This window comes from Streptomyces sp. NPDC016851, from assembly GCF_055562795.1.
The window spans coordinates 25,945-45,874 of sequence record NZ_JBVHEP010000008.1; the positions used below are offsets into that span (position 1 = coordinate 25,945).

Annotated in this window: 15 protein-coding genes; 5 read left to right on the plus strand and 10 right to left on the minus strand. The window is 71.9% G+C overall.

Translation table 11 applies throughout. The features are described 5' to 3' along the window. Positions 1-42: 42 nt before the first annotated feature. From nicT to ACZ3I3_RS14700, 5 genes are all read right to left on the minus strand, one after another. Complete coding sequence (gene nicT / locus ACZ3I3_RS14680) at positions 43-1,197, minus strand: Nickel transporter NicT (protein WP_467365046.1); 1,155 nt, start codon at positions 1,195-1,197, stop codon at positions 43-45. Between the two features lie 168 nt (positions 1,198-1,365). After that, a complete protein-coding gene (gene prcB / locus ACZ3I3_RS14685; RefSeq protein WP_467365048.1) occupies positions 1,366-2,214 on the minus strand; it encodes a proteasome subunit beta in 849 nt (282 codons plus the stop codon). A gap of 78 nt (positions 2,215-2,292) precedes the next feature. Continuing rightward, positions 2,293-3,789, minus strand: a complete 1,497-nt coding sequence (locus tag ACZ3I3_RS14690) for a hypothetical protein (RefSeq protein ID WP_467365050.1) — start codon at positions 3,787-3,789, stop codon at positions 2,293-2,295. A 158-nt stretch (positions 3,790-3,947) separates the two neighbouring features. After that, positions 3,948-6,302, minus strand: a complete 2,355-nt coding sequence (locus ACZ3I3_RS14695; protein WP_467365052.1) for a glycoside hydrolase family 65 protein — start codon at positions 6,300-6,302, stop codon at positions 3,948-3,950. Next, positions 6,299-7,036 carry an HAD family hydrolase gene (locus ACZ3I3_RS14700; protein ID WP_467365053.1) on the minus strand — a complete coding sequence of 246 codons (738 nt, stop codon included), beginning with the start codon at positions 7,034-7,036 and terminating at the stop codon, positions 6,299-6,301. The genes ACZ3I3_RS14695 and ACZ3I3_RS14700 overlap by 4 nt, the downstream gene beginning before the upstream one ends. Before the next feature lie 76 nt (positions 7,037-7,112). On the opposite strand from ACZ3I3_RS14700, the gene ACZ3I3_RS14705 reads away from it, so the two are divergent. Continuing rightward, positions 7,113-7,766, plus strand: coding sequence for a nucleoside/nucleotide kinase family protein (locus ACZ3I3_RS14705; RefSeq protein ID WP_467365055.1), 654 nt, complete (start codon positions 7,113-7,115; stop codon positions 7,764-7,766). A gap of 38 nt (positions 7,767-7,804) precedes the next feature. Next, a complete protein-coding gene (locus tag ACZ3I3_RS14710) occupies positions 7,805-8,314 on the plus strand; it encodes a GNAT family N-acetyltransferase (protein WP_467365056.1) in 510 nt (169 codons plus the stop codon). A gap of 59 nt (positions 8,315-8,373) precedes the next feature. Here ACZ3I3_RS14710 and ACZ3I3_RS14715 read toward each other — a convergent pair whose 3' ends face one another. The 5 genes from ACZ3I3_RS14715 to ACZ3I3_RS14735 all read right to left on the minus strand — a co-directional run bounded on the left by ACZ3I3_RS14715 (position 8,374) and on the right by ACZ3I3_RS14735 (position 14,859). Further along, positions 8,374-10,218 carry a hypothetical protein gene (locus ACZ3I3_RS14715; RefSeq protein WP_467365058.1) on the minus strand — a complete coding sequence of 615 codons (1,845 nt, stop codon included), beginning with the start codon at positions 10,216-10,218 and terminating at the stop codon, positions 8,374-8,376. Positions 10,219-10,220: 2 nt separating this feature from the next. Continuing rightward, on the minus strand, positions 10,221-11,120 hold the full coding sequence (locus ACZ3I3_RS14720; RefSeq protein ID WP_467365060.1) for a carbohydrate ABC transporter permease: 900 nt from the start codon (positions 11,118-11,120) through the stop codon (positions 10,221-10,223). Further along, complete coding sequence (locus ACZ3I3_RS14725; protein WP_467365062.1) at positions 11,117-12,028, minus strand: carbohydrate ABC transporter permease; 912 nt, start codon at positions 12,026-12,028, stop codon at positions 11,117-11,119. Before ACZ3I3_RS14725 ends, ACZ3I3_RS14720 begins: the two co-directional genes overlap by 4 nt. Positions 12,029-12,149: 121 nt before the next feature. After that, a complete protein-coding gene (locus ACZ3I3_RS14730; protein ID WP_467365064.1) occupies positions 12,150-13,472 on the minus strand; it encodes an extracellular solute-binding protein in 1,323 nt (440 codons plus the stop codon). Positions 13,473-13,743: 271 nt separating this feature from the next. Next, a complete protein-coding gene (locus tag ACZ3I3_RS14735) occupies positions 13,744-14,859 on the minus strand; it encodes an ROK family protein (protein ID WP_467365066.1) in 1,116 nt (371 codons plus the stop codon). Between the two features lie 240 nt (positions 14,860-15,099). Here ACZ3I3_RS14735 and ACZ3I3_RS14740 point away from each other — a divergent pair, with 240 nt between their 5' ends. The 3 genes from ACZ3I3_RS14740 (at position 15,100) to ACZ3I3_RS14750 (ending at position 19,920) form a co-directional block, all read left to right on the plus strand. Next, the gene (locus ACZ3I3_RS14740) at positions 15,100-15,999 is read left to right on the plus strand and encodes an N-acetylglucosamine kinase (protein WP_467365067.1); all 900 of its coding nucleotides are present in this window, start codon (positions 15,100-15,102) and stop codon (positions 15,997-15,999) included. Between the two features lie 297 nt (positions 16,000-16,296). Then, positions 16,297-18,213, plus strand: a complete 1,917-nt coding sequence (locus tag ACZ3I3_RS14745; protein WP_467365069.1) for a phosphatase PAP2 family protein — start codon at positions 16,297-16,299, stop codon at positions 18,211-18,213. 36 nt (positions 18,214-18,249) lie between these two features. Beyond that, positions 18,250-19,920, plus strand: a complete 1,671-nt coding sequence (locus tag ACZ3I3_RS14750; protein ID WP_467365071.1) for an ArnT family glycosyltransferase — start codon at positions 18,250-18,252, stop codon at positions 19,918-19,920. Positions 19,921-19,930 lie beyond the last annotated feature (10 nt).

Consider the following 19,930-nt stretch of genomic DNA (forward strand, 5'->3'; position numbering starts at 1 on the left):
TTCGTCTCATGTGCCCGTTCCGCGTTTCCCGTTACGCGGGCTCTAACCTTCCCGCCCCGGCCGGGCCAGGCCACCCGTCCACTTGTCCTCGATGCGCCCGAGCCTCCACACCAGCAGCGCGACGACCCACGTGGCGACGAACAGCGCCACGACGACGTATCCCAGGACGTTGAGGTCGAGGCCGGAGATCCAGTCCCAGAAGGGGCCGTGCAGGCCGAGCCGCGTCACGAGCAGACCGAGGAGTTCGACGGTCCCGATGAGCAGCGCCACGGCGACGGACAGGCCGGTGATCGTGAGGTTGTAGTAGACCTTGCGGACGGGCTCGGAGAAGGCCCAGCCGTAGGCGAAGTTCATGAACGAGCCGTCGATGGTGTCGAGGAGGCACATCCCGGCGGCGAACAGGACGGGCAGGCACAGGATCGCGTACCAGGGCAGACCGGACGCGGCGCCGGAGCCGGCCAGCACGAGCAGGGCGATCTCGGTGGCGGTGTCGAAGCCGAGGCCGAAGAGGAGGCCCAGCGGGTACATCTGCCCGGGCTTGGAGACCGACTTCATGACACGGCCCAGGAGCCGGTTCATGAAGCCGCGGTTGTTCAGCTGTTCCTCCAGGGCGGCCTCGTCGTAGTGGCCCGAGCGCATCCGGCGGAAGACCTTCCAGATGCCGGCGAGGATGACGAGGTTGACGGCCGCGATGAGGTAGAGGAACGTCCCGGAGACGGTCGTGCCGATCAGCCCGGTGACGTCGTGCAGCGAGGAGCCGCCGTCGCGGACCGGTCCGGCCAGGGTCTTCACGCCGAGGGTGAGCAGGAAGGCCAAGACGAGGACGACGCTGGAGTGGCCGAGGGAGAACCAGAAGCCGACCGACAGCGGACGCTGCCCCTCGCCCATCAGCTTGCGGGTGGTGTTGTCGATGGCGGCGATGTGGTCGGCGTCGAAGGCGTGCCGCATGCCGAGCGTGTACGCGGTGACGCCGATGCCGACGCCGAAGGTCTGCGTGCCGATGGCGCGGTGCTCGGGGGCGACGATCGCGACGAGGGTGACCCAGCCGATCACGTGCAGGGCGACGATGACGGCGGCCATCCCCCCGGCCCTGGTCCACTCCTGCCGCGTCATGGAGGTACGGACGCGGTGCCGGGCCGTGCGCTGGGCCGCGGCCGGGGCGGGGAGGGGTGGAGTGGACTCAGGGGCGGCCGCCATCGGGGATGGGTCTTTCTGTCGGACCGACGGCTGCGGGGAGCAGCCTTGCGCCATCCTCCAGTACCTGCAATCCATGCGCAGTAAAGCCCGCGACAGGTCTTGTCCATGGAAGCGGAAACTCCGCGGGAGCATAGGCTTCCTCGACCCGGACGCCCCGCGGCCGGGGGGTCACACCGCGGCGTTCGGTCCGTCCGGCCGGCCGCGGCGCTGCTCGACCATCTCGCGGCTGAGCTCCTCCGTCTCCGTCTCCGGCAGCCGCTCGAAGCCGTCCTCGGTGATGACGGACACGACGGGATAGATGCGGCGGGTGAGGTCCGGACCGCCGGTCGCGGAGTCGTCGTCTGCCGCGTCGTAGAGCGCCTGGAGTGCTGCCAGCGCGGCCTCGCGCCGGGTCAGTCCGGGGCGGAACAGCTTCTTCAACGCGCCCCGGGCGTACGGCGATCCGGAGCCCTCGGCGTGGAAGCCGAACTTCTCGTAGCGGCCGCCGGCGACGTCGAAGCCGAAGATGCGGCCCTGTCGGCCCTCGGGAGCCGCGGGGTCGTAGCCGGCGAGCAGCGGGACGACGGCGAGGCCCTGCATGGCCTGGCCCAGATTGCCCCGGATCATCGTGGCCAGCCGGGTGGCCTTCGCGGCGAGGGTCATGGGGATGCCCTCGACCTTCTCGAAGTGCGTCAGCTCGACCTGGTAGAGCTTCACCAGGTCGAGGGCGAGCCCGACGGAACCGGCGAAGGCCACGGCGGTGTGGTCGTCGGCGGGGTGCACCTTCTCCAGGTCCCGCTGGGCGATCAGGTTGCCCATCGTCGCCCGCCGGTCGCCCGCGATCAGCACGCCGTCGCCGAAGGTGAGGGCCAGCACGGTCGTGCCGTGCGGGGCGCCCTCGGCGCGGACGCCGTCCGGGAGGACCCGGCGGGTGCCCAGCAGTTCGGGGCGGTGGGCCGCCAGGAACTCGGTGAAGGACGAGGAGCCCGGTGTGAAGAACTCCTCCCCCAGCCGGCCCTCGTGGTCGATCCCCGTCATGGCGTTCCCCCCTCGTCCGTGACCCTCGTCTCCCGACTCCTACCTGGACCACGCGGGGGGGAAACGCGAGTTGATCCCTCAGTGGCCGCTGTTCCCCGGCGCAGGCGGTGCGACGCGGACGTCCAGGTCCGAGATCCGGTGGACGGGCCAGGTGCGGGCGTAGCGAGGCGGGGTGCCGCCGGCCGGTGCGATGTGGGCGACCGGGAGACGGTCCGCGGTACGCAGGATGTCCGCCACCGTGGTGTTCTCGTTGTGGCCGGCCGTCGCGCCCGAGGAGCAGCCGGTGTAGTAGCCGATCGGGATGGCCTCGTGGCCGGTGAGCAGGCAGGGCGGGCGGACGCCGAGGCGGTGCAGTTCTCCGGCGGTGCGGTCCCAGTCGCGGCGGCTCTCGGTGTTGCGGGACACGGCGCCTTCCAGGACGGCGATCTGCACCGCCAGATGCCCGGCCAGGCCGAGCGCGACCAGCGTGGCGGCCACCGGCCGCCACTTCCTGCCCGGGGTTCTGACCAGGTGCCACAGGGCGTCGGCGACCGGGATCGCGAGCAGCGCGTAGGCCGGCTGGAGGAAGCGGGGCGCCGCGTAGCCGATCATGAACAGGTACGGCAGTGCGGCTGTGGCGGCGCAGGCCAGGGGGATCAGGGTCCGTCCCAGGCGCCGGGCCCGGGCCGCGACGACCAGGCCGAGTCCGGCCAGGACGGGCAGGGTGAACCACCAGACGGTGACCAGGGGGTTGGGCATCGGCACGGTGCACGGCCGGCACAGGGCCCGTCCGCCCAGGCTGCGCAGCTGGTCGTCGACGGCGATCTGCCAGCCCAGCCCGCCCTGGATGCGGGAGGCGTCCGACAGCCGCTGTCCGAGGCCGCCGTGGCCGAGGTAGGCCTCGATCACCCACTCGACGGCGCCGGCCGCGAGGCCCGCGGCGAGCGCGAGGAGGAGTCGCCAGTGGCGGCGGACCAGGGTGAGGACGAGCAGCGGCACGGTCACCCAGACCGCGTCGGTGGGCCGCATCCACGCCATGAGGGCGGCGCCCGCGGCGATGCCCCACAGCGCCGCCCGGGCGGAACGGTCCGCCCGGGCCCGCAGGAAGCAGCCCACGGTGATCAGGGCGCCGATCGCGACCCAGTAGTTGGGCATGGCCTGCGGACCGTAGAAGAGGGTCACCCACAGGGAGGCGAAGAGGGCGCCGCCGAGGACCAGGACCCGGGTCGGGAACAGGCCCCGCCAGGCGCGCAGGGCCAGGAAGAGGGCGACGCCGGACAGCAGCGCGAGGTAGACGCGCAGCAGCGGGACGGACGACGACCAGGACGCGATCGGCGCCACGAGCAGGGAGACCCCCCGGGAGCGCGGGGCACTGAAGAAGGCCGCCGGGGTGTGGGAGGTGACCTGGCTGACGTAGACGATCTCGTCCCAGCCGAGGCCGAGGACGGGCCGGACGAGGACGAGTTGCGCGAGGACGAAGACGGCGGCCAGCGCGGCGAGAGGTCTGTCGACGCGTCTCCTGCGAGGTGTGCCCGACGCGGCCGCCTGTTCGCGTCTTCGCATACGAACAAGAATGGCGTTGGCGCCGTCGGACATCGTCCACCCCTTACCCCTACGCGCGCAGGGACGCCGTGACCCCCACGGCCCGCGAGCCGGACCTGGAGGTCCGATAATCGGATAACACGGCCAAACTAACCCGCGGGGTGGGGACGCGCAGACCGCAATTCGGCCAAGTGCCTGACCCGATCAGGAGGTCAGCGGGCGTTCGGGGTCCGGTGCGGGGGCTGGCTCGGGGCCGGACGCCGGGGCGGCGCGGGTACGGGGCGGGTAACGGGGGCGCCCTCACTCACCGTCACCTCGGTGCCGTGGTGGCGGATCGTCAGCGGCGGGCCCGAGCGCAGGGTGTACGTGGCCTGCCCGGCGGTCAGTTCCACCCGCAGGCACCGGCCGAGGAACCCGACCGAGAAGGCCAGCCGGCTGTACCTCTCGGGCAGGCGCGGCGCGAACCGCAGGCCGCCGTCGGCGCACCGCATACCGCCGAACCCGGCGACCAGCGCCATCCAGGTGCCGGCCAGCGAGGCGATGTGCAGTCCGTCGCGGGTGTTGTGCTCCAGGTCCCCGAGGTCCATCAGCGCGGCCTCGGCCGTGTAGGCGCAGGCCAGGTCCAGATGGCCGGTCCGGGCGGCCATGACGGCCTGGACGCAGGCCGACAGGGAGGAGTCCCGTACGGTCAGCGGCTCGTAGTAGGCGAAGTTGCGGGCGATCTGCTCCTCGTCGAAGTACTCCTCGAAGAAGCTGCCGCAGGTGTACATCGCCAGCACCAGGTCCGCCTGTTTGATCACCTGCTTGCGGTACAGGTCGAAGTACGGGAAGTGCAGCATCAGCGGGTACTGGTCGGGGCCGGTGCGGTCGAAGTCCCAGCGCTGGTAGCGGGTGAAGCCGGCGTGCTGCTCGTGCACGCCGAGTTCCTCGTTGTAGGGGACGTGCACGGCCTCGGCGGCGTCCCGCCAGGCGGCCCGCTCCTCCTCGTCGGCGCCGAGCCGGGCCGCCTCGTCGGGGTGGCGTTTGCAGGCGTCGGCGGCGGCCAGCAGGTTCGCCCGGGCCATGAGGTTGGTGTACGTGTTGTCGTCGGCGATCGCGCTGTACTCGTCCGGTCCGGTGACGCCGTCGATGTGGAAGACGCCCCGGTCGTCGTGGTGGCCGAGGGAGCGCCACAGGCGGGCGGTCTCCACCAGCAGCTCCACACCGACCTCGCGCTCGAACTCCTCGTCGCCGGTCGCCGCCACGTACCGCACGACGGCGTCCGCGATGTCGGCGCCGACGTGGAAGGCGGCGGTGCCGGCCGGCCAGTACGCGGAGCCTTCCGAGCCCTCGATGGTGCGCCAGGGGAAGGCGGCGCCGCGCAGGCCGAGCTGGGCCGCCCGCTCCCGGGCGGCGGGCAGGGTGTCCAGGCGCCAGCGCAGGGCCTCGGCGGCCGCGGCCGGCGCGGTGTAGGTCAGCAGCGGCAGCACGAACGCCTCGGTGTCCCAGAAGGCGTGGCCGTCGTAGCCGGAGCCGGTGAGTCCCTTGGCGGGGATGGCGCGCTGTTCGGCGCGGGCGCCGGCCTGCAGGACGTGGAAGAGGGCGAAGCGGACGGCCTGCTGGATCTCCTCGTCGCCGTCGACCTCGACGTCGGCGCGCGCCCAGAAGTCGTCGAGGTAGGCCCGCTGGTCCTTCAGCAACCCCCACCAGCCGCTGTGCGCGGCCGCCGCCAGCGCCGCCTCGACCTGGTCGCTCATCGCGGGCCGGGAGCGCGCGCTGGACCAGCCGTGCGCGACGAGCTTCTCCACCCGAAGCCGCTCCCCCGGCTCCAGCACGGAGGTGATGGTCAGCCGGGCCACGTCCACGTTGCTCTCGCTGCTGGTGGTGGTCCGTTCGGGGCCGGTGACGAGGTGGTCGGCGGCCACGGCGACGCGCAGGCCGCTGCGCCGGGTGCGGTGGACCAGGCGCAGCCTGCTGCCCGAGGCGAGGTCCTCCTCCGGTTCCAGCGGCGACTTCAGCGCCCGTGCGGCGCGCGGGTCGCCGTCCGGCTCGGGCAGGCTCTCGTTGGCGACCAGCTCCGACTGGACGACCACGCGGGTACGGCTGTCGACGGGCTCCACCTCGTACGCCACGGCGGCGATCGCCCGCTGGGTCAGGGACACCAGCCGCGTGGAGCGCACCCGGACCGTCGAGCCGGCCGGGGAGGTCCACTCGCAGACCCGTTCCAGCACGCCGCGCCGCAGGTCCAGGGTCCGCTCGTGGGTGACGAGCCGCCCGTAGCGCAGGTCGAACGGCTCGTCGTCGACCAGCAGGCGCAGCACCTTGCCGTTGGTGACGTCGATGGACGTCTGGCCGGACTCGGGATAGCCGTAGCCGGCTTCGGCGTAGGGCAGCGGGTGCAGTTCGTGGACGCCGTTGAGGTACGAGCCGGGCAGGCCGTGCGGTTCGCCCTCGTCGAGGTTGCCGCGCCAGCCGACGTGGCCGTTGGACAGGGCGAACACGGACTCGCTCTGGGCCAGCAGGTCGAGGTTGAGCTCCGTCTCGCGCACCGTCCAGGGTTCGACGTTGTACGCCCGCTGTGTGATCACCGCGTGCCCCCCAGTTCGGCGAGGTCCTTCACCACGACGTCGGCGCCGTGCGCGTACAGCGCGTCGGTCTGTCCCACGCGGTCGACGCCGACGACGTATCCGAACCGGCCCGCGCGGCCCGCGTCCATGCCGGCCAGGGCGTCCTCGAAGACGGCGGCCTCGGCCGGTTCGATGCCGAGGTCCTCGGCGGCGGCCAGGAACGTGTCGGGGCGCGGTTTGCCGCGCAGCTTGCGCTCGGCGGCCACCACGCCGTCGATGCGGACGTCGAAGAAGTGCTCGGCGCCGATCGAGCGCAGCACGTCACGGCAGTTGGCGCTGGAGGAGACGATCGCGGTGCTCAGGCCGTGCGCCCTGACCGCCTCCAGATAACGCAAGGTGCCCTCGTAGGCCTCGACGCCTTCGGTGCGGATCTTCTCCAGGACCAGCTCGTTCTTGCGGTTGCCGAGCCCGTGCACGGTCTGCGCGCCGGGTGGGTCCTCCGGGTCGCCGTCCGGCAGGTCGATGCCGCGGGACGCGAGGAAGGTGCGCACGCCGTCGGCGCGTGGCCGGCCGTCGACGTACTCGTCGTAGTCGGACGCGTCGAACGGCCGGAAGTCCGCGCCGTCGCGCTCGCGCAGGAACGCGTCGAACATCTCCTTCCAGGCGGCCGCGTGCACGACGGCCGTCTTGGTGACGACACCGTCGAGGTCGAAGAGGCAGGCGTGGATGTCTTCGGGAAGACCGAGCTGCGTCATACAGGTCCGGTTCCCCGGCCGGCGATGTCCAGTGAGTGGCGCACGCCACACTCCGAGGGGTGACACACTCTGCTGTGTGCCGCTGACCTTCGACGACCTCGTCCGCCGCGCCCGGGCCCTGCCCCGGGAAGGCCGGCGCGCGATCCTCGGTATCGCCGGCAGCCCCGGCGCGGGCAAGTCGACGCTCGCCGAGCGGCTGGTGCGGGAACTGAACGGATCCGGCGACCCGTGGGTGGCGCACGTCCCCATGGACGGTTTCCACCTCGCCGATGCCGAACTGGACCGGCTCGGCCTGCGGGACCGCAAGGGCGCGCCGGACACCTTCGACGCGGCGGGGTACGCGGCGCTGCTGCGGCGGCTGCGGGTGGAGACGGACGACGTGGTGTACGCGCCCGGCTTCGAGCGCGTCCTGGAGCAGCCGGTCGCGGGGGCGATCCCGGTGCCGCCTGCGTCCCGGCTCGTCGTGACCGAGGGCAACTACCTCCTGCTGGAGACCGGCGCCTGGGCCCGGGTCCGCCCCGAGCTCGACGACGTGTGGTTCTGCGAACTCCCCGAGCCGGAGCGGCTGCGGCGGCTGATCGCCCGGCACGAGGAGTTCGGCAAGGGCCACGAGGAGGCCGTCGCGTGGGTGCTGCGCTCGGACCAGCGCAACGCCGAACTGGTCGCGACGACCCGGGAGCGGGCCGACTTGGTGGTGCCGGAGTCGGCACTGCCGCGCGTGCGGGCGTGAATTCCCCGGCCGCCTGGCGATGAGGCATGATCGGTCGCATGATCAGGTCCGCCACCGTGAACGACGTCCCCGAGATCCGGGCCATGATCCGTGAACTCGCCACGTACGAACGGGCCGCCGAGCAGGCCCGGGCCACCGACGAACAGCTGCGTGAGGCGCTGTTCGGTGAGCACCCGGCCGCCCACGCGCTGATCGCCGAGGACGACGGCACGGGTGAGGCCGTGGGCTACGCCCTGTGGTTCCCGCGCTTCTCGACCTGGACGGGCACGCGCGGCATGCACCTGGAAGACCTCTACGTACGGCCGCGGGCCCGCGGCGCGGGACACGGGAAGGCCCTCCTCGCCGCCCTCGCCGCGACCTGCCGGCGGGGCGGCTATGACCGCTTCGAGTGGTGGGTCCTGGCCTGGAACACACCGACGATCGACTTCTACACGTCGCTCGGGGTGGAACTCCTGGAGGAGTGGAAGGTGTGCCGGCTCAGCGGTGGGCCCCTCAGCGAACTCGCCGCTCAGGCACCGGACGTCGCGCACCTCGCCCCCGACGCGTAGGAGGCCCGCCTCGTCCGTCCGGTGACTTCGCCGGCGCTCGCCGCCCGAATGAACCGCTCTCAGGCGTCCGTTCCGCAGGACAGCGTCAGCTCCGGTTCGGCGTTCGCGTCGCCCGCCGCCTCGCCGACCACCGCCGTGAACGCCTCGGTGCGGACCACGAGGGCCGTGCCCTCGTGGTCGAACGCCGGTGTGAACTCGTCGTCGCCCGGGCCGTAGCGGACCGCGAAGACGTGCAGGTCCTCGGGGGCGCCGGGGGCCGGTCCGGCCTCCAGGGCGGTCGAAGCGAGCAGGTGTCGCCAGCCCTCGTCGGGGTTGCCGTAGCCGCGCGGGTCGGCGGCCAGGGCGAAGGCGGCCTGCTCCTGCGTGGTGTCGGCGCGGGCGTCGAAGTGGTGCGGGTCGTCCGGGCCGGGGTGGGTCAGCCGCAGTGTGCCCGCCGACGTCACCCTGGGGTCCGCCGTCCGCCGTACCCGGTCGCCGTCGTCGGCGGCGTACGGCAGGCCGGCGAGCAGGTACGGCGTGCCCGGGAGCCGCTCCACCGCGACCGTGGTCCACAGGCTCGTGCCGTCCGTGACATAGAGGGACCGCACGTGCCGCAGGACGTGATCGCGGCCGACCACCGGCTTGGTGACCAGCTTCGCCGTCAGTCCGCCGGCGCTCACGTCCCGGACGCGGACCTCGCCCATCGGGCGGCACAGCAGGAAGCCGTCGGCCACCGGCCCGAAGCCGTGCTGGCGATTCACCACGGCCGGGAGGTAGTACGTGCCGGCCGCCTCGACCAGCGACGGGGTCATGCGGTCGTCGAAGGCCACCGACACGGTGCCCGCGCGCAGTTGGTGCCGGGCCGGCGCCGGCGACGGGGCGCGGTGCCAGCGCGTGGTGTCCTGGATCTGCCAGACCAGCATCCACGCGAAATGGCCGTCCACGCCGCCGTCCGCCTTGCGGGCGTGCCGCGCCCAGCGGCTGTCGCCCCGGTAGCGGCCCAGGTCGGAGCCGATACGGGCGCTGAAGTAGCGCAGGCCCAGCACCGACTCGAAGGCGGAGTGCTGCTCGCTGTAGCGCGGGCCGCCGTTGTCGAAGCCGCCGTTCGTGAGGCGGGCGTCGATGTAGCGGGCGAGCGCGTCGCCGTCCTCGGCGAAGACCTCCTCGCCGCTGACCCGGTGGGCCTGGGCGAGGAAGGAAAGGGAGATCGGTCCGTAGTTGTTGTCGTAGGCGCCGCCGTGCTCGGGCGGCAGGAGCGCGCCGCGGTCGCGGACCCGGTGGGCGCGGATCTCGTCCTCGTACAGCCGCATGGCCCGCCGCCGCACCGACGCGCCGTCCGGGGAGGGCAGGTGCCGGGCCAGCATCAAACCGCCGACCACGCAGCCGATCGCCTGGTTGCCGGCCTCCTGCGGGTTGAAGAACGTCGCTTCCGTCAGCCAGCGCCAGTAGCCGTGCGCCACCTCGGCGAGCCGGGCGCGCTGTGCGTCGTCGACGAGTCCGTCCGCCGCGTCCAGCACGTTGACCGCCTGGAGCAGGGCCCACACCGTGCTCGGCCAGTCACCGATCGGGTGCGCGCCGGCCGCCAGGGTGTAACGGGCGTACGGCAGGCCGGAGTCGCGCACCCGGAGGTTGGGGTAGCCCGGGTTGTCCTCGGTGTAGACCCGCTCCTCCAGGTGGAAGGCGAGGCTGCGGCGCACCGCCTCCGGCAGGCGGGGGTCTTTGGTGCGCTGCCAGGCGAGGGCCAGCAGCGAGGTGACGCCGAGGGACGTGTCGCCGATGTCGTCGACACAGTCCGGGTGTTCGAGGTTGCCCTCCGGCGTCATGCGGGCCAGGGCCTGCTCGGTGACGTCGGCGAGGACGGCGTCGTACGCCTCCGGGGTGTCGGGGAGGTCGTGCAACGGGCCGCGCTGGTGAGGGAGGTGCACGGTCAGTCCTTCAGTCCGGCGTTGATGTCGGCGTTCATCACGTAACGCTGGAACACCAGGAAGACGACGATCAGAGGGATCATGGAGATGACCGATCCGCCGAGCACCACCGACCAGTTGATGTTCTGCGCCCCGACGAGGCTCTGGATGCCGATCTGCACGGTGAACTTGCCGGGGTCGTTGAGCATCAGCAGCGGCCAGATGTAGTCGTTCCACCGCCACTGGAACGACAGGATGGCGAGCGTCAGCATGATGGGCCGGGAGATCGGCACCATGATCCGCAGGAAGATCGACAGTTCGCGGGCGCCGTCGATGCGGGCGGCCTCGATGAGCTCGTCGGGGACCGTCAGGAAGAACTGGCGGAACATGAAGCACCCGGTCGCCGTGAGCACGGCCGGGAGGATGATGCCGGCGAGCGAGTTGTAGAGGCCGAGGTCGCGGACGACCAGGAACTGCGGGGCGAGCATGACCTCGGACGGCAGCATGGTGGTGGCCAGAATGCCGACGAAGAAGACCTTGAGCCACTTGTTGTCGTACTTGGCCAGCGCGTACCCGGTGCAGCAGCTGACGCCCACCGTGAGGATCGTCGAGATCACACACACGATGGTCGTGTTGATGAAGTACCCGGAGAAGTTGGCGCCGTCCCACGCTGCCTTGTAGCCCGACAAGGTGGGGTCGTCCGGAAACAGTGTCAGCGAGGAGAACAAGTCTCCCGCCGGTTTGAAGGAGCTGAGGACGAACCACAGCACCGGAAACCCGTAGATGACCGCCAGGACCCACAGCAGTGTCGTCGCGGGCACCGCGCGGCGAAGCCCACCGCCGACCGCCTTGCGGGGCCGCTTCTTGGTGACAGCCCGTCCGGGCCCGGAGTCGACCGGGCGTGGCATGTCTGTGGTTGTCATCGGTTCTCCACCCGCCGGTTGATGATCAGCTGCATGATCGCGACGGCCATCAGGATGAGCATGAGCACGAACGACGCGGCGCTCGCGTAGCCGATCTGGCCCGATTTGAAGCCGGTCTGGTAGATGTACTGGACCAGCAGGTTGTTCGACGTTCCGGGTCCGCCGTTGTTGAGGGAGGCGAACAGCGGGTATTCCTTCATCGCGTGGATCGTGTTGAGCAGGATGACGATGAAGGACGTGGGCGCGATGCTCGGCAGTGTGATGCTGACGAACTGGCGCCAGGGACCGGCGCCGTCGAGCGATGCCGCCTCGTAGTACGACACCGGTACGTTCTTGATCGCCGCGATGAACAGCAGCATCGAGAAGCCCGTCCAGGCCCAGGATGCGGCGACCACCACCACCATCAGCGACAGGTCCGCGTTCGACTGCCACGGAACGGCACTTCCGCCGACCTTCTCGATGAGGTAGTTGACCAGTCCGAAGTTCTCACCGAACAGCCACCGCCACAGCACACCCACGACGATGGGCGACAGCAGCCACGGGATGAAGAAGAAGACGCGGGCGACCGACACGCCCTTGGCGTGCTTGCTCACCAGCACGTTGGCGATGAGCAGCGAGAACACGAAGTTCAGCGGAACGAAGAGCACGGTGTACAGCAGCGTCCGGGTCAACGCGCCGAAGAACGTGGAGTCCCCGAACAGGTTCTGGTAGTTGTCCAGTCCGACGAACTGGAACGCCCCGACGCCCGTGTAGTTCGTGAACGAGTAGACGAGCCCGATCACAGCCGGCCAGACGAAGAACAGCGCGAAGAGCACGGCGTTGGCCGCGATGAGGACGAGCGGCGCAAGGGTGTACTTACTGCGGCTCCTGGGCGGGCTCGCGGACACGTCCGGGGCGCGTTTGGTCATCTTCCTGACTCCGTGCTGGTGGAATGGGTTCTGTGGGCTCAGGCCATGAGCCCGGCATCGCGTGGTCCCGGGGCCGGGCGGCGGTGTCTGTACCCCGCCGCCCGGGCCTGTCGGCCTGCGCTCAGCCGCCGACCTGCTGGTTGTAGCCGGCCACGATGTTGTCCAGCGCCTTTTCGGCCGACTGCTGGCCGTTGATCGCCTTGCCGAGCTCCGTCTTGGTCGGGTCCTCGGTGAGGCTCTTGCCCTTCAGCACCCAGTTCGTCTGCGCGGTGTTGAAGTAGCCGGAGATCGGGGCGTACAGCGGGATCGACTCGTTGTACAGCTTGAACGCCGCCTGCGCCGCCTCGGACTTGAAGGGGTACTTCGGGTTCAGACCGCTCTCGACGGGCAGGAACCCGGACGCCTCGCACAGCGCCTGGTAGTGGGCCGGCTCGTACAGCCAGGACAGGAACTTCGTCGCGGCGGCGGCCGCGTCGCCGTTGTTGTTGAAGCCCACCGTCATGCCGCCGCTGTTGACGTCACTGGCCTGCACCGGCTCGGCGGGAGTCGGGACGCTCGCCCAGTCGAACTTGTCGATGCTCTCCGCGAAGGCGGGAACCTGCCACACGCCGGACCAGTAGGCGACCACGTCACCGCTCTGGAACATGGCCGACGGGTCGGCGCCGCTGGTCCACACCGACTTCGGCATGGTCTTGTTGTCGTTCATCGCGACGAAGCGCTTCACGGCCTTCTTGGTCGCGGCGTCCACCGAGAACTTGCCGGAGGAGTCGGCGTGGACGTACTTCCCTCCGAGCTCGTACACCATGGCGCGGAGCCGGGAGGGCGACTGGTCGAACGTGAGGGAGTACTTGGCGCCGGTCTTCTCCCGGACCTCGTCCGCCGCCTTGATGAATTCGGTCCAGGTCCAGGTCTTCTGGGGCGAGGTGGGGACGGAGACGCCGGCCTTCTTGAACAGCGTCTCGTTGATGAACAGGCCGGAGGCGGTGATGTCCGAGGGGATGGACAGCACCTTCCCGGACGAGTCCTTGGCGATGAAGTTCTTGTTGATCTTGTTGCTCTTGTTGTTGGCGATGGAGCTGAGGTCGATCAGCTTGTTCGCCCAGATCGGGTCCAGCTTCGGCACTGCCGCCACGTCGGGCAGGGAGTTCGCCTGCGCGGCGTTGCGCAGCTTCGCGTCGTAGCCGTCGTAGGGGATGTTGACGAGGTTGACCTTGACGCCGGTTTCCTTCTTGTACTGCGCCACCGTCTTCTTCCAGCCCGCGTCCTGCCCCGGAACCGTGGAGATCCAGAACGTCAGCGACTTGGAGGTACCGCCCGACTCGGACCCCGACCCGCAGGCGGAGAGCAGAAGGGCACCTGCCGTGGCCACGGCAGCGAGGGGAACCACGCGGCGTATGCCGCCGCGGCCGAGTCGGCGGGAGCGCCGCACACCCACAGTGATCATCTTCGATCCCTTTTCTCGTAGCGGAAGAAGCACGGCGCCAGCCGAGGCGGCACAGGTGCAGTTTGCAGGAGGTTTCACTTCCCGGGGGCGCGGCCTCGCCCGGCCGCGTCGCCTTCACGGGTGGGTCCCCGGCCATGACGGCCGGCGTCGCACAAGCTCGCCCTCGTGCGGCTGCCGTACTTCGCGTACGAGCGGGAGGCTTACCCGGAGTCGGCGTCCCGGCCGACTAGAAAGCGCTTGTCCGGACATTGGCAGACCGATGGCGCACCCGTCAATGCTTCGCCCGCACAGCTCCGGTCACGGTTTGAATTCCATGGGCGACCGCGAGCCTGCTGGCGCCCGCCACCGTGCCGGTGTCGCCCACCACACTGCTGACCACCTCGGTGGGCCAGCTCAGCCGGGCCAGCTCGGCCCGCACACCGGGCAGGAGCTGCGGATCCGCTCCGGTGCCGCCGCCCAGGACGATCAGCCCTGGGTCCAGTACGGCGGCGACGGCGGCGGCGAGCCGGCCCACGTCGGCGGCGTGCGAGGCGACCACGGCCGCCGCCGTGGCATGCCCCTGCCCGGCCAGGGCGAGGAGCCGCTCGGCGGTGCGCGGACGGGGCCCGTCACCGCCCTGCCAGGCCTCGGCCGCCCGGCGCAGCAGAGTGCGCGACCCCATGCGCTCTTCCAGGCCCTCGTGGCGCGGGGCGCGGTCGTCGTCCCAGGGGTAGGGCAGCCGGGCCACCTCACCGGCGGCCCCGTTCGCACCGCGCAGCACCCGGCCGCCGATGACGACGGCGAGACCGATGCCGACGCCGATGCGCAGGTAGCCGAAGGTGTCGCGGCCGACGGCGGCGCCCTCGTGGAGCTCGGCGAGGGCGGCGCAGTTGACGTTGTTCTCCAGGTGGACGGGGACGCCCTCCGGCAGGGCGACGGCCATGGCGTCGAAGACGGGTCCCGCCTTGGCGGTCGCGGGCCGCTCCCCGGCACGGTCCCGTATGGGGACGTCACCGACGGCGACGACCACGGCCCGCAGCGGCGCCCCGGCGGGCAGCGCGTCGAGGACCTTGCGGACGGTGTCGGCCGCGTCCCGGCGTGAACCGGTGCCCTCGGCGAGCAGGGTGCCGTCCAGGGCGCAGCCGCGCACCCGGGTCACGGCGGGTCCCAGGTCGACCGCGAGCACGGAACCGGCGGCCGGTCCGAGCCGGTAGATCGCGGCGCTGCGGCCGGTGCCGCCGGAGGCCCTGCCGGAGTGGGCGGCGAGCTCGACGGCTTCGAGCTCGGCCACGGCGGAGGAGACGGTCGGCTTGGACAGGCCCGCACCGGCCGCCAGCTGGGGGCGGGTGGCCGTGCCCGTCCCGGCCAGTACGTCGAACACCACACGGGCACTCTCACTCAGGCGCATGGTCTCCCCAGGTCGTACTGCGGCCGTGCAGGGCGGCGGCAGAGGTCGCGCGGCACCGGGATTCCGTGCCTCTTGACGCGCACCCTACTTCGTTAGTTAACTTCCTAACGAACTCCACGGTACTCGCCTGCCGTGGTCCGCAGAAGCCCGTCCCGGGGCTTCCTTACCTCTTCAACTGCCGTGGTCCGACGTGCGGTTCGCCTGCCGTCGCCGTGACCGCGCAACGACGAAAGAGGACCCGTGCAGGACTCCACGCCTTACGTGGTCGGTATCGACGTGGGCGGAACGAAGACGCATCTGCGTGCCCTCGCGGGCGGCGAACGCGTCGTCGACCGTGTCCGCAGCAGTTCGGGATGGCGGCCGCACGACCCCGGGGCCGCCGCCGGCCGCCTGGCCGCGCTGGTCCGCGACGCCCTGCCTGCGGACGCACACCCGTCCGCCGTCGCCGTGGGCGGCCACGCCTGCGAGACACCCCTCCAGTGCGAAGCCATCCGGGCCGCGCTTCAGGAGCGGCTCGGGGTGCCCGCGCTGGTCGTGGGCGACGCCGAGCTGCTCGTTCCCGCCGCCGGGCTGGACAAGGGCGTCGGACTGGTCGCCGGCACCGGTTCGGTCGCGGTGGGGCGGCTACCCGACGGCGGTCCGGTCCAGGTCGGCGGCTGGGGCGCGGTGCTCGGCGACGAGGGCGGCGCGGCCGGACTCGTCCGGGAGGCCGCACGGGCCGTCTGGGCGGCGCACGACCGCGGCGAGGAGCCCGACGCACTCGCGACCGGTCTGATCGCCGCCTTCGGCGTGGCCGAGGTGCCCGCGCTCGGCGCCGCGCTGGAGGCCGCCGCCGACGTCTCCGCCGAATGGGGCCGGCACTCCCCCGCGGTGTTCGCCGCCGCCGAGGCGGGCTCACCGCTCGCCCGGGCCGTGATCGCCAACGGCGGCCGGGCGCTCGCCGCACTCGTCGTACGGCTCGCCGCACGCGGGGTCCCGGTGGACGACGTGGTGGTGGCGGGCGGCACGGTCCTCGCCCAGCCCGCGCTGTACGAGGCGTTCACCTCCGCGCTCGCCGAGTCCCTGCCCGCGGCCCGGCCGCAGCCGCTGCGCGTGCCGCCGGTCGAGGGCGCGGTGGCGCTGGCCCGTTCGCTGCTGTGAGCCGGGCGGTGCCGTTCACGCTCCGGACACCGGCTCGTGGCCGATCCCTCTCCGCAGGGTCACCACACGGCCGTAGATCTTCGCTGATCCCCGGCCGCACGGCCGTAGGTCTTCGCTCGTCCCCCGGCCGCAAGGCCGTAGCTCTTCGCTCGTCCCCCGGCCGCAGCACGGCCGCAGCTCTTCGCTCGTCCACCGGCCGCAAGGCCGTAGCTCTTCGCTAGGCCCGGCCGCACGGCCGGAGAGCGCGCCGCAGTACTCCGGCGCAGACCCCCTCGCAGAACTCAGGAGAGGCACAGCATGCCGTCACCAGCCGGGCAGTCCACCACCGCGTCCGTCGACCGGCGCGGTTTCCTCAAGACCTCCCTCGGCGCCTCGGCCGGTCTGCTGGCCGCGCCCACCTTCGCCACGTGGCTCGCCGCCGCCGACGCGAAGGCCGCCACGGGCCCCGCCGCGTTCGTCGACGACTACAAGTCGAACGTCGTCGCGAACCAGACCCCGGAGACCAACGCCGTCCTCCGGATCCTGGGCGGCATGGCGAAGGTGTGGAAGACCGGCGGCGCCTGGGACACCGGCCGCGTCCTGGACCGCGAGGTGCTGCGGGCCAACATGCGCTACTGCGCCCGGATCACGGCGACCCGCACCGAGGAGCAGGCGAAGGAGGCCTTCCTCTACGACCGCCGGCACCAGAGCTACGCCATGATCGGCGGCCTGGGCCCGCTCGCGGGCCTGTACACGTCGGGCGCCAAGGCGGTCACGTCGATCACCGCCGCCCCGGACGGCACGCCCCCGGGGAAGATCAGCGACACCCTGCCCGCCGACGCCCCGGCCGGGTCCGCGCTCGGCGCGGGCTCCCACGAGTCGGAGCTCGGCAAGGTGGCCAAGCTGGTCGACACCGTGCGCGGGCCGTTCGCCTCGGGCAACCCGGCCAAGTTCGCCTTCCAGTACCCGCGTCCGTGGCGGATGAACGAGGACAGTGAGGTCGTCGACACCGGGAAGAAGGACGACCTCGGCTACCCGGTGTACGACTCGGACGTGATCGTGGCCCCGCAGCTGCTGCGCCAGCGCTCCGAGGACCCCGAGGAGGACGGCGGTTTCCCGAGTGGCCACACCAACGCCTTCCATCTGGCCGGTCTGGCCTACGCGTACGCGGTGCCCGAGCGTTTCCAGGAGCTGGTGACGCGGGCGTTCGAGCTCAGCCACACCCGGATCATGTCGGGCATGCACTCCACCGTCGACGTCATCGGCGGCCGCGTCATGGCGACCGCCCTGACCGCGGCGACGCTGGCCGACCCGGCGAACGCGGAGCTCAAGGCGGCGGCACGCGCCCAGGCCCTCGCCTACTTCACCGAGAAGACCGGCACGACGGCGGACACGCTGTACGCCTACGCCCACTCGGACGCCGACGACGCCTACGCCGACCGCGAGGCCAACGCCCGGTCGGTCGGGCACCGGTTGACGTACGTCCTGCCCCGCCGCGGCCGCAAGGACCCACTCACCGTGCCGAAGGGAGCGGAGGTCCTGCTGGAGACGCGGCTGCCGTACCTGACCGCGGCCCAGCGCCGCGAGGTGCTGCGCACGACCGCGCTGCCCTCCGGGTACGTCCTGCTGGACGGCTTCGAGCAGTGGGGTCGGCTGAACCTGTTCGCGGCGGCGGACGGGTACGGCGCCTTCGACACCGGCGTCACGGTGACGCTGGACGCGGCGGCCGGTGGCTTCCACGCGGCCGACAGCTGGCGCAACGACATCGAGGGCGACGGCGGTCTGACCAAGCGCGGCACGGGCACGCTCACCCTGACCGGCCACAACCGGTACCACGGCGGGACCGTCGTCGAGGACGGCACGCTGGTCACCGCGTCCCCGAACGCCCTGGGAGAGGGTGACGTCCGGGTCACGGGCGGCACGCTGCGCGCGGAGAAGGTCCTGCGGGTGCGCGGCTCCTACGTCCAGGAGGGCGAGTCGGCGCTGGAGCTGACGCTGCGCAAGAACCACGGCCCGGCGCTCACGGTGAGCCGGCGCGTGCTGCTGGGCCGGGGCAGCGTGCTGTCGCTGCGGCTCGACGCCGAGCGGCCGCCGGTCGCGGGGACCACCGTCCCGGTCCTGTCGGCTCCGGCGCTGCGCGGCCGGTTCGACCGGGTCGAGCTGGACTCGACGACGCTGCGGGCCGTGCCCGTTCACACGGCTGACGGTCTGTCGGTGCGACTCGTGAAGCGGTGACAACCCGGGCGGCGGGGGCTGGTGCAAAGTGGGTCCATGAGGGACCTTTGGACCGCTCCCGCCGTCCCCCGGGCGCTGTCGCTCCCCCCACCGTCGCCCGCGGGGGCCGCCCCTCGGTCCGGCAGACGGTGGGTGCTGCCGCTCCTCGTGTCCGTGCTGCTCGCGGTGATGGCCTTCGCCATGGTCAGCACCGCCGTGCGGCAGACCCCGACGATCGACGAACCGGTGTACGTGGGCGCCGCCGCCGAGTACACGCACGAGCACCGACTGCGCCACAACCCCGAGCACCCGCCGCTCGGCAAGCTCCTCATCGGCGCCGGGGTGGCCCTCGCGGATCCGCGCGTCGACCCCTCCTTCGCCGGTGACCAGGGCGCGGTGGGGCGGCACTTGCTCTACGAGACGGGCAACGACCCCTGGCGGCTGATGCTGTGGGCCCGCCTCCCCGTGATCGCGCTGACGCTGCTGTTCGGGCTGGTCCTCTTCGTCTTCGCGCGTGAACTGGCCGGGACAGCCGGGGCATTGGCCGCGCTCGCCCTGTACTGCTTCTCCCCCGACGTCATCGCGCACGGCTCCCTCGCCACGCTCGACGTGCCGGCCGCCGGGTTCGTGCTGACGTCGGCGTGGCTGCTGTGGCGGGCGCGCCGCCGGCCCCGGCTGTACGTGCCGCTCGCGGGGGTGACGCTGGGGGCGGCCCTGGCCACGAAGATGAGCACGCTCCCGGCCGTCCCGGTGCTCATGGCTCTGGCCGCCGTGTCGGTGTGGCACGCGTCCGCGGGAGGCCGGCGCCTCGTGCGGGCGGCCGCCGGGGCGGGCGTGGTGGCCCTGGCGGCGATCGCGGTCGTGTGGGCCACGTATCTGATGGTCGATCCGCGGCTGCGGTGGACTCCGGAGCAGCATGTCCCGGTGGTGCACGGGCTGCGGGGGCTGCTGGTTCAGCTCCTGCCGTTCCCGGAGGCGTACCGGGACGGGTTGCGGGTCCAGTTCGGGCTGGAGAACCGGCCGTGGCAGGGCTTTCTGTTCGGCCGGCTGTACTCGGGCTCGCTCTGGTACTACCTGCCGGTCGCGCTGCTGGTGAAGACGCCGCTCGGGATGCTCGTGCTGGGGGCCGCCGGGGCGGTCGTCGTGCTCACGGTGCGCCGTCTGCGGCCGGCCGCGCCCTATGTGCTGGCCCCGCCTCTGGTGCTGCTGGCGGCGGCCATGCAGGGGGCGCGGGACTTCGGCACCCGGTACGCCGTCTTCCTGCCGTTGTTCCTCGCGGTGGCGGCCGGGTGCGTTCTCGTGGTGCGGCGGCGGTGGATCCCGGTCGGGGTGGGGGTGCTGGTGGCGTTCGTCGCGGCCAGTTCGCTGCGTACGTACCCCTATTACCTGCCGTACTCCAACGAGGCGTTCGGCGGGCCGGGCCGGACGCGGGAGTTCCTGCACGACTCCAACGTGGACTGGGGGCAGGATCTGGGACGGCTGGCGGAGCGGCTGCGCGAGCGGTACGGCGGTGAGCGGGTGTGGCTGGTGTACAAGGGCAGCGGGGTGCCGTCCTTCTACGGCATCCGGGCCGGTGATCCTCGTGAGGTGCCCGTCGACGACGTGCGGGGGGTACTGGTGGTGTCGGACTCCGCGGCCGCGAAAGCGACCGGGCGGCTGGCCGAGTTGATCGGCGGCAGCCGCCCGGTCGACGATGTCGGGCACTCGATCACGATCTATCGCCGGTGAGTCTTCGACC

Bases quoted from the DNA above. Each gene is read 5' to 3' on its own strand.
- ACZ3I3_RS14690 (WP_467365050.1), bottom strand. From the start codon at position 3,789: ATGTCCGACGGCGCCAACGCCATTCTTGTTCGTATGCGAAGACGCGAA.
- ACZ3I3_RS14730 (WP_467365064.1), bottom strand. From the start codon at position 13,472: ATGATCACTGTGGGTGTGCGGCGCTCCCGCCGACTCGGCCGCGGCGGC.
- ACZ3I3_RS14710 (WP_467365056.1), top strand. From the start codon at position 7,805: ATGATCAGGTCCGCCACCGTGAACGACGTCCCCGAGATCCGGGCCATG.
- nicT (WP_467365046.1), bottom strand. From the start codon at position 1,197: ATGGCGGCCGCCCCTGAGTCCACTCCACCCCTCCCCGCCCCGGCCGCG.
- ACZ3I3_RS14735 (WP_467365066.1), bottom strand. From the start codon at position 14,859: ATGCGCCTGAGTGAGAGTGCCCGTGTGGTGTTCGACGTACTGGCCGGG.
- prcB (WP_467365048.1), bottom strand. From the start codon at position 2,214: ATGACGGGGATCGACCACGAGGGCCGGCTGGGGGAGGAGTTCTTCACA.
- ACZ3I3_RS14725 (WP_467365062.1), bottom strand. From the start codon at position 12,028: ATGACCAAACGCGCCCCGGACGTGTCCGCGAGCCCGCCCAGGAGCCGC.
- ACZ3I3_RS14720 (WP_467365060.1), bottom strand. From the start codon at position 11,120: ATGACAACCACAGACATGCCACGCCCGGTCGACTCCGGGCCCGGACGG.
- ACZ3I3_RS14745 (WP_467365069.1), top strand. From the start codon at position 16,297: ATGCCGTCACCAGCCGGGCAGTCCACCACCGCGTCCGTCGACCGGCGC.
- ACZ3I3_RS14700 (WP_467365053.1), bottom strand. From the start codon at position 7,036: ATGACGCAGCTCGGTCTTCCCGAAGACATCCACGCCTGCCTCTTCGAC.
- ACZ3I3_RS14750 (WP_467365071.1), top strand. From the start codon at position 18,250: ATGAGGGACCTTTGGACCGCTCCCGCCGTCCCCCGGGCGCTGTCGCTC.